At 50.8% G+C, this 11,059-nt stretch carries 11 protein-coding genes and 3 pseudogenes; 3 read left to right on the top strand and 11 right to left on the bottom strand.

The genetic code is table 11. The features are described from left to right. Positions 1 to 125: 125 nt before the first annotated feature. Positions 126 to 776, top strand: a complete 651-nt coding sequence (locus tag ACNI23_RS17385) for a TorD/DmsD family molecular chaperone (RefSeq protein WP_420250542.1) — start codon at positions 126 to 128, stop codon at positions 774 to 776. Here ACNI23_RS17385 and ACNI23_RS17380 read toward each other — a convergent pair. From ACNI23_RS17380 to ACNI23_RS17350, 7 genes and pseudogenes are all read right to left on the bottom strand, one after another. Continuing rightward, positions 763 to 1,746, bottom strand: a complete 984-nt coding sequence (locus tag ACNI23_RS17380; protein WP_420250541.1) for a rhodanese-like domain-containing protein — start codon at positions 1,744 to 1,746, stop codon at positions 763 to 765. The genes ACNI23_RS17385 and ACNI23_RS17380 overlap by 14 nt on opposite strands. A gap of 47 nt (positions 1,747 to 1,793) precedes the next feature. Then, positions 1,794 to 2,909: a rhodanese-like domain-containing protein gene (locus ACNI23_RS17375; protein WP_420250540.1), complete on the bottom strand. Its 1,116-nt coding sequence runs from the start codon at positions 2,907 to 2,909 to the stop codon at positions 1,794 to 1,796. A 151-nt stretch (positions 2,910 to 3,060) separates the two neighbouring features. Continuing rightward, a complete protein-coding gene (locus tag ACNI23_RS17370; protein WP_420250539.1) occupies positions 3,061 to 3,543 on the bottom strand; it encodes a cytochrome b/b6 domain-containing protein in 483 nt (160 codons plus the stop codon). Next, on the bottom strand, positions 3,507 to 3,779 hold the full coding sequence (locus tag ACNI23_RS17365; protein ID WP_420250538.1) for a hypothetical protein: 273 nt from the start codon (positions 3,777 to 3,779) through the stop codon (positions 3,507 to 3,509). Before ACNI23_RS17365 ends, ACNI23_RS17370 begins: the two co-directional genes overlap by 37 nt. Continuing rightward, positions 3,779 to 4,536 (bottom strand): annotated as a pseudogene (locus ACNI23_RS17360) (4Fe-4S dicluster domain-containing protein). Before ACNI23_RS17360 ends, ACNI23_RS17365 begins: the two are co-directional and overlap by 1 nt. Beyond that, positions 4,533 to 6,744, bottom strand: a pseudogene (locus ACNI23_RS17355) (molybdopterin-dependent oxidoreductase). The pseudogenes ACNI23_RS17360 and ACNI23_RS17355 overlap by 4 nt, the downstream one beginning before the upstream one ends. Positions 6,745 to 6,826: 82 nt before the next feature. Then, positions 6,827 to 7,150: a c-type cytochrome gene (locus ACNI23_RS17350; RefSeq protein WP_420250537.1), complete on the bottom strand. Its 324-nt coding sequence runs from the start codon at positions 7,148 to 7,150 to the stop codon at positions 6,827 to 6,829. 366 nt (positions 7,151 to 7,516) lie between these two features. Here ACNI23_RS17350 and ACNI23_RS17345 point away from each other — a divergent pair. Together ACNI23_RS17345 and ACNI23_RS17340 are read left to right on the top strand one after the other, a co-directional pair. After that, positions 7,517 to 7,963: pseudogene (locus ACNI23_RS17345) on the top strand (tRNA-dihydrouridine synthase); the annotation flags it as partial. Between the two features lie 68 nt (positions 7,964 to 8,031). Next, positions 8,032 to 8,493, top strand: a complete 462-nt coding sequence (locus ACNI23_RS17340) for a tRNA-dihydrouridine synthase (RefSeq protein WP_420250536.1) — start codon at positions 8,032 to 8,034, stop codon at positions 8,491 to 8,493. Positions 8,494 to 8,593: 100 nt separating this feature from the next. On the opposite strand, the gene ACNI23_RS17335 is transcribed toward ACNI23_RS17340, so the two are convergent. The 4 genes from ACNI23_RS17335 to hydG are packed head-to-tail and all read right to left on the bottom strand — an operon-like array spanning position 8,594 to position 11,058. Then, complete coding sequence (locus ACNI23_RS17335; protein ID WP_420250535.1) at positions 8,594 to 8,884, bottom strand: hypothetical protein; 291 nt, start codon at positions 8,882 to 8,884, stop codon at positions 8,594 to 8,596. Between the two features lie 31 nt (positions 8,885 to 8,915). After that, entirely contained in the window at positions 8,916 to 9,182 is a 267-nt protein-coding gene (locus ACNI23_RS17330; RefSeq protein WP_420250533.1) for a biotin synthase BioB, read from the bottom strand. A gap of 1 nt (position 9,183) precedes the next feature. Beyond that, positions 9,184 to 9,612 (bottom strand): radical SAM protein, encoded by a 429-nt coding sequence (locus ACNI23_RS17325; protein WP_420250532.1) that lies wholly within the window; start codon positions 9,610 to 9,612, stop codon positions 9,184 to 9,186. A gap of 36 nt (positions 9,613 to 9,648) precedes the next feature. Then, positions 9,649 to 11,058: a [FeFe] hydrogenase H-cluster radical SAM maturase HydG gene (gene hydG / locus ACNI23_RS17320; RefSeq protein ID WP_420250531.1), complete on the bottom strand. Its 1,410-nt coding sequence runs from the start codon at positions 11,056 to 11,058 to the stop codon at positions 9,649 to 9,651. Position 11,059 lies beyond the last annotated feature (1 nt).

Raw genomic sequence — 11,059 nt, 5'->3', positions numbered from 1 at the left:
TGTCCTTCGATACGCTTCATGCGCTTGAGGACATCAATTTTAATTTTTTCCTGTTCTGCTGCGGATTCGGGCATAACGTGCTCCTTGATCTTGTATGTGCATGAGAGATTAAGTAGAGTCCCCGGATGACTGATAAAAACACCAACACACCAACGTCCGAAGAAGAAAACCTTGATCAGGTCTGCCTGCTCAACTGTATTGAGCTGTGTGCCATTATCTTTCGGGGGATAAACCCTGAAGAATGTGCCGCACTTCTGGACGAAGGTCTGCCCGCATTGGCTACACTTTCAACGGAATCGCTGCAATCCCTTTCAGGACCACTGAAAAATCTCGAAACATCCTACCCGGATGTCACCGACACTTTTTGTGCCGAGCTTGAATCCGAATACGTAAGGTTGTTCATCAATAGTCGGGACGGGATTGTCGCTCCGCTTTATGAATCATGCTACGAAAAGGGCTCCGGCAGAGTTATGGGCGAATCCCATGTTGCCATGAGCAAACTTCTCGAAGCAGCAGGGCTTGCCCCCACCGGGGAACAGGCTTCCGAACCCATGGACCATCTCTGCATTGAGCTGGAATACCTATACGTACTGCTGGCCAACGGCTGGGGCGGAAACGATGAGGACTCCCTCAAGCAGGCCAGAGAATTTGCAGCACAAAAGCTGGTCTGGGTCCGCAAATTAAATGAAAAGCTGACTGGCAGCGATGCCATTAAATTTTACATTACAGCATCTGAACTGCTGGTTTCCATGCTGGAAGAAGTTACTTCCTCCTAATACATTTTCGTCCGGGTTTTCCGCTAAGGGCATCGTTGATTCTTTTAACCAGCGGTGCCGGTCCGGAAACCAGATCATTACAGACAAACATTACCGCAAAAGCATCATCTTCCTTTTTCAACATGAATACGACAGGAAGTTGCTCCCCTTCTAAAGCCCCACTGTGTTCCACGGGATCAGCAAGCATGGGAATTCCGGCATTGTTGATCTTGTGGAAACGTATTGCTTCGCGACGGTTCATGCCGAACCCGACAGTTATGAACAGCATGTCCGGGGTACAGCATTCCAATTCCCTGCGCGCAGCATCAACACTAAGTACCGCCTGTGCGTTTTCAGCGTGTCCTTCTTCCACCAGCAGTAGCAGGAAGTATTTCGCATCAAGTGATGCCAGATCAAGGTCGCTCTTCCCTTTGTCTAACCCAAGATAAGAGCGCTCTTCAGCGTTGCCGGAGAATGCAAAATTCATATCTGGAATAATCTTCAGTTCTACCGTCTGTTTTTCCGGTGGATGATCCTCAAGCCAGCCGAACCATCCCGCAGCATAACGGTAAATATTTGTATAGCCAAGGCGCGCAGCACGGCGAGCCGCAATGAACCGCGCAGTCACCTGAAGCTGCGGCAGTAGATAATCACCGACGGTTAAATCGCTGAGTAACTGCACCGGGGTGGCTTTTTTTCCCTTGGAAAAATACTGGTCTTCGCCAAGTTCAAATTCCATGTTCAGGGCACCGGGAATATGCCCGCCTTCAAATTCGTATTCTGCCCGCACATCCAGCAGCATAATACCGGGAACTTCTTTTAATTTCTTTTCAACTCCCGGTCCGTCCAACAGCTTATAGCCATAACGGTCAGCTTCCTTCTGCACATCGTTCCACCAGACTGGACGTTCTTGTTCCGCCCGAACCTGCACGGTCGAGAGCATAATCAGGATCACAAAGAACGTTGTGATGGAAATCCGCATCCGGATCATTGTTACTCCCGGAGTTAAAAGGGCCGAGACCTAAGTCCCGGCCCTGATTACTGATTATTTCTTAGGGGTATGAATGGTGAAGGAACCGTCCTTATGGAAATCGGTTTCAGCTTCAAGGATACTTTCTTAATATCAGGACGCATGTCCAAGGTCAGTGCAGAAGCTTCACCGCTGCGTGCTCCGGTTGTGCAGAGAAACACGATGGGCTTATCAGCGGAGAGTGTCTTTATCTTCTTCTCAAGCATGTCCACTGACATATTCACAGCACTGGGGATATGACCCTGTGCGTATTCATCCGCATCACGAACATCGATCAACATGATGGAGTTCGGATTTTCAGCAACAATCTTCTTGAACTGCTCAATATCGATACTGCCTTCTTCGCCGCCGGACTTAACTTCAACAGCACCGGATGCACCGAACATTTTCTTCCAACCGGGATATCCTGCTTCGGCAACATGCACGTTTTTATAGCCGATACCCATTGCACGGATGGCAGACTTGTGGCTCAGCTTACACTTGTAGCCGCCGCAGAAGTAGATAAGCTTGGTATTTTTCTTATCTGCGGGCAACAGGCCAGTGCGCTTAGCCCACTTGGAATCGGGAATGGAAATAGCTGACGGAATGGAACCTGCCAGAAACTTATTGGTTGGACGGGCATCGATCAGCATGTAAGGGTCGCCGTTAGCCATCATCTCGGCAACAGTTTCAAGGCCGATACCGCCGTAGCGACCGGATTTCATCCAGCCGGGATACCCATAGGGGTATACTTTTACATTTTTATAGCCCAGCTTTACAACTTTCTTGGCGGATTTGTGGCTCAATTTGCATTTAAGGCCCTGACAATAAAAAATGAGCAGGGTATTCTTATCCTTGGGCAGCTTATCGGTCATCTCGTCAAATTTTGAATCCGGGATGGAAACAGCAGTAGGAATGTATCCGAGAATGTATTTGCCCTTGTAAGGACGGGAGTCAATGATCATCACGCCTTCAGGTTTGGGCATTTTAGCGTACTTGGCAATAAAGTCGGTATCGACCATATCCTTGTACATCCAGTCCTGCATTTTGCTCTTGGGGACAACGTCTTTAGCCATGGCCGGTGCGGCGATGATCGCCAGACACAGTGCCAGTACCACTACCTTGAAAAACTGCATTTTCCTCATGTAATTCTCCCTTTGCTCTTTTTATTGTGATGCGCTGCGCGCTTTCTTCTAAATATTTGCCTCCGGCGGCTAAAAAAATCTTTTTAAAAAAGGGTTTCAGAATTGAAAACTTTTCATCAGGCTTCGCCGCTTCGAATACTTCTGTCTAATTCTACACTTCAGACGAAGGATTATCTTTTACCCGCTCGTACCAGAGTTTATGGTGATGCTTGGCGTAATCCTCGGGAACATGTCCGGTAAACATGGAACGGAATCCGGGCTTTTCTTCCGGTGATATGGCTGCCATGTAAATGTGGACCAGCAGACCTGCGAAGACCAGACCAACGGCAAGATAATGCAGAGTGATGGACCAACTGACCAAAGCCATATGTTCCGCACCAAGGGTTCGGTCGGACAGGAACATGAGGATTCCGGTCACCACGATCACGACACCACCCACAACTGAAGCCTGTGCAAAAGCCTTCTGGCCCATGTTGTAGTACCCCTGATCGGGCAGTTCGGAATTCTTGCCCAGCAATTTAGGCCCAGCGGTCATAAGGATCATCTTGCGGATCATCCAGGTTATGTCACGGTCCGGATCAACCATGAAGATTTCCTTCAAAAAGAAGATGGCTCCCTTGAAATTAACCAGCATGTACAAAAGCAAACCACCAGCCCAGATGAGGCCAGGGTGACATGGATGATCAACAGATTTCCGCCTCCGCCAACCAATGAACGCATAAAGGCCGGATAACCTGAGCCAAGCGGATCAATTTCCGGGTTACCGAAAAGTCCCAGTCCGGTTACCAGCAAAAGGAACCAGCAGACTGCGTTAAACCAATGGATAAAGATGTCCGAGCGGTCATGCCGCTTGTATTGTCTCTGACTCATTAGGCATCACCTCCCTTGCTCCGGGAGTCGTCATGTTCATCGGACCCGACCAGAAGCTGACGGCCCAGCATAACCGCCACTCCGAGTCCTGAAAGGCCGACCACGGTCTTAACCACAGGGTTGCCCATGGTGGTCAGTACATCCATTGCAGTAGGCATTCTCGCTTCCACTGGCCATTCCAGCGGAGCGGTTTCGCCGAGATAGATCATGTTCGGCTTGGTATCCGACTTGGCATTGATCACACGGACCAGCTTGCCCTTCTTGTTTTCCTGAAGCAGTCTGTAAGCTTCAGAGTCGGGATCGTTTATGTCACCGAAAACCCGGGCCTTGGTGGGACAAGTGTCCACACATGCGGGGAGCAATCCCTGCGCACGGCGATCAGCACAGAAGTCGCACTTATCGGCTTTGCGGGTAATTTCATTACGGAAACGCGCATCATAGGGACAAGCGGGCATACAGTTGCCGCAACCGATGCACAGAGATGTGTCGATACGCACGGTACCGTCTGTCTTGTCTTTGAATGTCGCCCCGGTTGGGCAGGCCTGAGACAGGTTGGATTGTCGCAATGCATGCAGCCGCCGGGCTGGAAATGGGTCTTCGGTTTACCGGAAGCAAAGTCCGGCACAGAAGCCTTGATCCAGTTACGCCACTGACCGTCCGGCACATCGTTGGCGACCTTGCAGGAAGCCATACAGCCCTTGCAATCTATGCACTTTGACGAATCGATGACCATTGCGAGTTGTACTGTCTTACTCATGAGGCCACCTTCCTTGTTACGGAAACAAATGTTTCGTGCAGGGCCGCGTTACCGCAGATTTCATCATATCCTTCCTGCAATACGGCAGCCATGCTGGCTCCTTCACCGAAGATGAGGCTCAGTTGCGGAGACAAAGTTCCAAAACCGGAAAGCATATACACGGTATCCTCAAGAATGCCGTCAGTGATTTCCACCTTGAGTTCACCCTTACCGACGGAACTGGCTACTTCGACCAGATCTCCGGGCATGATGCCCAGCTTGTCAGCAGCCTTGGTATTCAGCCAAAGGGTGTTCGGTCCGGTAAGCTGGTGCAGAACCGTGTTGTTCTGGGATGAGGTCTGGGTAACCGATGCACTGCGACCCACAACCATGCGGAACCTGTTCTTAGGCGGCTTGGCAGGCGGAGTGTAAACCGGGATGTGGGGTCCACGCCCATTTTTTCGTAGCGCTGGTTGTAAAGTTCAACCTTTTTACTCAGCGTTTTGTAAACTCGGTCCTCATAAATGCCGTAAACCTTACTGGGGTTGTAATAGACCCCGTCTTTCTTGAAGGCTTCAGCTGCTCCGGGCAGCTCACGCAACTGCTGCTTACGATATTCCTCAATGGTAAAATCAAAGTATTCGCCAAGTTCCAGCTTGCCTGCCACATCCTTGAGCACATCGAAAACCGGACGGGACTCATAGAGTGCCGGAACCACAGGATCGCGCTGCACCACACAAGCACAGGCTACCGACCCCTGAAGACCGGAAGCCGGGTCCTGACGCTCAAGATAACTTGGTGCAGGCAGCACGAGATCGGCCATCCATGCGGTATCGCTCATGGCAATATCCACAACTGTCATGAATTCCATAGACTTGCACATCTCGATAGTCTTGGCACGGTTGGGTGCTGTTCCCATGGGATTAGTCTTGTATACGAACCAGCCTTTGATGGGATACGGCTTACCTTCAAGTATTGCGTCGCGCGTAATGACGAACGAGCCGTCATGCTCGAACAGCATGGGCACCTTGTGGGCATCGATGCGGTCATCGGGGTTATCATCGTACCAAGGAGCATCGTAAGGAACGCCCTTGAGTCCCACTTCACGTGCAGCAAGCAGACCTCCGGGCTGGTCCCAGTTTCCGAGCAGCCCGTTCACAATGGCAAAGCTGCGGCGGACCTGCGTGGAATTCTTGTAGTCGGAAGTACGGCGGCCGGGATAGATCATGGACGCCGGGGCGGCAGCAGCCAGCTCGCGGGCTATGCGGGCGATGTCCTGTGCGGGAATACCACACTCTTCAGCTGCAAAACGGGGATCATATTTCTGCACATGTTCGCGGAGCTGCTCAATGCCGTAGGTCTTATCGGCGATCCATTTCTTGTCATAAAGATCTTCATTAATGATGACATGCGCCAGCGCGAGCATGAAGGCCATATCCGTACCGGGCTGGATGGGATACCATTCGTCCGCCAGTGCTGCGGTCTTGGTATAGCGCGGGTCAAGCACCACAAGCTTGGAACCCTTCTGCATGGCGGTCATCAGATCGATGGAATCCGGAGTTACCAATGCTTCAAAACGGTTGGCTCCGGCCATGATGATATATTTGCTGTTGAGAACATCAGCGAAAGGAACTTCGCCAAAGGTATCAAGAAAGGCACGGCTCCCGCTGAGCAGGCAGAGGGATTCGTGGGAAGTCACATTGTATGATCCGTAGACTTCGGCAAAACGGCCTACAAATTGAGATTGCAGGTCGGCTCCGGCAGTAAAGAGATGCCCACAGGGGGTATACTTCTGACGGATATCCTGCATCTTTTCCGCCATCATATCGATGGCTTCATCCCACGGAATGCGTTGCCATTTGCCATCACCGCGCTCGCCCTTTCTCAGAAGGGGATACTTTAGACGGTCAGGGGCGTACATTTGTGCGACACCGGCATTGCCGCGAGCGCAGAGCATGCCTCTGGATTTCAAAAATTTAGGGTTGGGATCAAGTTCTTGACCACACCGTCCTGAACACGGACGATGCAGCCGCACTTGTTGAAGCACATATCACAGGCCGAAAAAGCCGATTCCCATTTACCCGATGAATTAGTTGTCTGTGCGGACGCCGCTTCGAGTCCGCCCAGTGCGGGGACACTCCCGGCTGCGGCAGCGGCCAGCATCCCGGAGGCCTTGAAAAAGTCGCGGCGGGAAAGCCTGGTCTTGTCTTTAGCCACTTCCACCTCCATGTTGATCAAGTGGAAAGGAGTTTAGATTAGTGCGACGGAATCAGGTCTTCCGCCGCACATAAATATTACTGTTAACTAGACACTAGCTGCACTTTGCCGGGGACGGGGAATCCTTGGCATAATCATGCAGGTAGGTGAAAATATCGTTGATGTCTTTTTCTTTGACTTTGTTCCAATCAGAGGAACAAGGGATCTTGGAAGTGTCAGAAAACATGGCAGTCCATTCAGCCTGTGTCTTAGTGCTGGGACTTAAGTCGGATGCAGTTGCGCCGTGGCATGAACGGCAGTGTTTACGATAAAGGAATTTACCCTTGCGAGCATTACCGTCACCGAAAGCAGCAGCCATACTGGCCATGGACAGAACCATAAGAACACAGATCAGAGTTCCTATTACCTTGCGATTCATTACAAACCTCCAAAAAAATTATTTTCTTAACCCATAACATCCCCTCACCTTTTGTGAAAGCAAAGAGACATTTTTATCCAACTCTTCTATGTCAATATACCCATACGGGGTATAGGTGTCAATAAAAACTCATTATACGGTCACAAACACAAAATTTCCTGACAAAAAGAGTCCTCACAATGGCTTAACACATTGTGAGGACTCTTTTCTTCTCTACTCACGAACGAAACTTACCAACTTTTTACTGAGTATAAATTGACCGGTGATAGTTAATTTTTCAGATACCGCAAGACTTGCCCGATATGCAACAACAGGATACGGAAGTCAGCATTCCGTGACACCTATAAAAACAGCCTTACAGATTACATGACCGAATCAATTCCTACCCACTTACCCAAACTGGCGGACCAGCTCGGCACCCCCATTACCATTGGCGGGAAATCCATCCCCAACAGGTTGTGGTTGGCTCCCATGGCCGGCCTGACTCACACTGCCTTTCGTCAGGTGCTGGCACACTATGGTTCCTGCGGACTGGCCTTTACTGAAATGTGCAGCGCCCGGGCTGTACCGACAGAAAACCCCAGAATTTCGCCTGTTTTCAGCTGGCACGAATGGGAACTTCCCAGTCTTGTATGTCAGATAGTTGGAGCAGAACCGGAAGAAATGGTGATTGCAGCAGAACGAGTGGAACGCGAAGGATTCTTTGGCGTGGATATCAACATGGGATGCTCGGCACGGGGAATGATCAAACGCGAGGCAGGAGCAGCTCTGCTTAAGACACCGGACAAGGCGGTTGCCATAGTGGAAGCAGTGCGTAAAGCCGTGTCTATTCCGGTGTTTGTAAAATTTCGCACCGGCTGGTCCAGGGAATCGGACCGGCAGTGGCTCTGGCTAAAGACCTTGAAGCCGCTGGAGCCGACTGTCTTGTATTCCACCCGCGAGTCGCCCCGGACAAACGAACCCGTCCGCCCTACATTGACCACATCCGCTATATCAAGGAAGCGGTCTCCATCCCTGTTTTTGGCAATGGAGATATAACAACCCCGCAGCACTGTCAGGATATGCTGGATAAAACGGGCTGTGATGGGATATCCATAGGCCGCATGGCTGTGGCCCGCCCGTGGATTTTTGCCCAATGGACAACCGGATTCACACCGGACGACAATATTTTTCAGGACTACGTTCTGCGTCTGGCTACAGCCTTGGAGCAGGAATTCGATCCCATCAGAGGCATAAAACGATTCAAGCTTTCATGGCCTATTTTGCAGCCAATTTCCGATTTGGACACAGCCTGCAAGCCAAATTCGCCACGGCAAAGACTATGGACGATGTCCGCCGCTTAGCAATGAAACACATCAAGCCGGACATGCAGTTAAGCCCGACTCCGAACATGAGTTTGTACAATCTTTAATTGAGTATCCATGCTCGCCTCTTGAGGCTTTGTCACGCATGGGTACATTCCTTGTCCTTTATTGTCCGCAGCGGAGACTGGCCGCGAGTGGAGGAGGGATGGAAACCCGCTATTTTCAATCTCCGCTGCATCTGGACAACATTTTTCAAAACAGAATCGGCTGATGAGTTCTTCCCGGGATAAATACTGTATTCTGAACGAACGGACTCAGGTGTAACCGAAGGCATTACTACGTTGGCTCCTGCCTCAAGCCCCTGCTCCCGGCCGTTTGCAACCAAAGCATCCAAAGCACTGGTTGCCGGGATATTGACCTTCGGATTCATGATCCGCACCAGCGCAGTCGCCCGCAAAGTTTCATCGAGGCTGCCCGGCCCAGAAACGTCCAAGGGGCGTATCAGGATGTGGAATAAACGGCCCCACCGCTATCATATCCAGCGGCAATAAACTCAGCCGCCATAAGTCCTCAGCCAGAATTTCCGGGGTCATGCCGGGTAAGCCTGTAATCAGACCGGACCCCGCCTCATAGCCAAGGCTGCATAATGTTTCCAAACGGGCTAGACGTTCAGAAACACTCTGTCCGGGACGAAGTCTGGCGTGCAGTTCACTGTTGAAGGTCTCCATTTTAAGGGAGATAGCGGTCTGCTCCGCAATCACGCCAGTATTTATATGTATCCCGGTCATGATCACCAAGGCACAGGGTTACCGATACATCGGCATAAGCCTTGGTGGATTGAACGATCTCTCCGATGAAACGCGGGTCCATACTCTTGTCATCACCCGACTGCAGGACCACAGTTCCCAAGCCCGCATCAATGGCGCAGCGGGCTGCTGAAAGGATTGAATCCGCATCAAGGGAATAACGTTCCACCTGCCCGTTGCAGCAACGAAGACCACAATAATGGCAGTTCTTTCGACACCTGTTGGAAAATTCAACCACCCCGCGCTGAAAGACCTCATTTCCGAACACGGAATTGCGGATTTCACGGGCCTGTGCAAATAAGGCTTCGGAATTATCCGCCTTAAGGACTTGTAATATTTCTTTTACGGTCATAAGTGATATCGTCGAGGTAATCGGCCTGAGAGTGAATCAAAGATACAAATCCCGCTCGCCGTGTTCGATACGGTTAAGCCTGTCTGCAACAGCAGCCCTGCGTTTCTCGGCAAGTCCTTCCAGCTCATGGCTGATCAGTGAATTGCCCTGCTCCTGCGTTCCCGTTTGGGCGTAATCCAGCAGGTATTCTTTAAAAGTCAGCAAGGCATTGGGATGACAGAATTCCTGAATGAACCCTTTCTTTGCCAGTTCCATGAAATGTTCTCCGGTCCTGCCCGCACGGTAACAGGCTGTGCACCATGAAGGTACGTAGCCATGTTCCACAATCTCTCCGATTACCTCTTCAAGACTGCGGTTATCACCTATGCAGAACTGCTGCACATCCGGGCGATCATAATCAGGGTCGCTATACGCACCGGGATAAGTTCTAGACCCGGCGCTAATCTGCGAAATCCCGAGGTCGAGCAGCTCACGGCGCATTTCACGGTTCTCGCGGGTACTGAGAATGAGTCCGGTGTAAGGAACAGCAAGACGCAGTACAGCGACCAGCCGTTTGAACTGCGCATCGGAAATTGGATAAGGCGGATTAAAGGCTATCTCGGCATTAAGGGCCGGTTCCAGCCGGGAAAAAGAGAGGGTGTGCGGCCCCACTCCGTATTTTGCCTCCAGTTCGGCGGCATGGGCCAACAAAGCAATGGTATCAAACCGGTAGTCATAAAGACCCAGCAGCGTCCCCATACCGACATCATCAATGCCGGCTTTCATAGCCCGATGCATGGCATGCAAACGCCAGAGATAATCTTTCTTGTATCCGGTAGGATGAAGTTCGGCGTAAGTTCCGCGGTGATAGGTTTCCTGAAAACACTGGTAGGTACCGATGCCCACCTCGTGCAATTTATGGAATCCTTCAACATCCAGCGGGGCGCAGTTAATGTTCACCCGCCTGATTTCTCCGCTCTTTTCCGAAACAGTGTCATAAACATTGCGGACGGTTTCAGCTATCCACTCAGCTCCGAATTTGGGATGTTCACCGTAAACCAAAAGCAGCCGTTTATGCCCCTGATTTTCCAGCACGGTCACTTCCTGCCGGATTTCATCAGCACTTAGTGTACGGCGCAGAAGTTCCTTATTCGTGTCTTTAAATCCACAGTAAGCACAGCGGTTACCGCACTCGTTGGTCACATAGAGCGGAGCAAACAGCACCAGACGGTTGCCGTAAATGCCCTGTTTTACTTTGCGTGCGGTCTCAAAAATTGCCTCGTTCAGCTCCGGGTCCTCAACCTGCAAAAGTCTTGCGGTCTCTTCAAGGGACAGACCCTTGGCCTGAGCGGCTTTATCCAAAATATCGTAAACTTGAGCGGCATCGGTCCGGTAGTTGAATTCACTATCTCCCGACATTTTTTCACCGTCAATAAAATCTATTAATCCTGTACTATCCGGCTTCATA

The organism is Maridesulfovibrio pacificus (SeqCode) (genome assembly GCF_048612815.1).
In the GTDB taxonomy this organism is placed as follows: Bacteria; Desulfobacterota; Desulfovibrionia; order Desulfovibrionales; family Desulfovibrionaceae; genus Maridesulfovibrio; species Maridesulfovibrio pacificus.
This window is presented reverse-complemented; position numbering and strand designations above follow the sequence as displayed.

Excerpts from the sequence above, each read along its gene's own strand:
- ACNI23_RS17385 (WP_420250542.1), top strand. The coding sequence starts at position 126 with ATGACTGATAAAAACACCAACACACCAACGTCCGAAGAAGAAAACCTT.
- ACNI23_RS17380 (WP_420250541.1), bottom strand. The coding sequence starts at position 1,746 with ATGATCCGGATGCGGATTTCCATCACAACGTTCTTTGTGATCCTGATT.
- ACNI23_RS17375 (WP_420250540.1), bottom strand. The coding sequence starts at position 2,909 with ATGAGGAAAATGCAGTTTTTCAAGGTAGTGGTACTGGCACTGTGTCTG.
- ACNI23_RS17370 (WP_420250539.1), bottom strand. The coding sequence starts at position 3,543 with ATGCTGGTTAATTTCAAGGGAGCCATCTTCTTTTTGAAGGAAATCTTC.
- ACNI23_RS17365 (WP_420250538.1), bottom strand. The coding sequence starts at position 3,779 with ATGAGTCAGAGACAATACAAGCGGCATGACCGCTCGGACATCTTTATC.
- ACNI23_RS17350 (WP_420250537.1), bottom strand. The coding sequence starts at position 7,150 with ATGAATCGCAAGGTAATAGGAACTCTGATCTGTGTTCTTATGGTTCTG.
- ACNI23_RS17335 (WP_420250535.1), bottom strand. The coding sequence starts at position 8,884 with ATGAATCCGAAGGTCAATATCCCGGCAACCAGTGCTTTGGATGCTTTG.
- ACNI23_RS17330 (WP_420250533.1), bottom strand. The coding sequence starts at position 9,182 with ATGGAGACCTTCAACAGTGAACTGCACGCCAGACTTCGTCCCGGACAG.
- ACNI23_RS17325 (WP_420250532.1), bottom strand. The coding sequence starts at position 9,612 with ATGACCGTAAAAGAAATATTACAAGTCCTTAAGGCGGATAATTCCGAA.
- hydG (WP_420250531.1), bottom strand. The coding sequence starts at position 11,058 with ATGAAGCCGGATAGTACAGGATTAATAGATTTTATTGACGGTGAAAAA.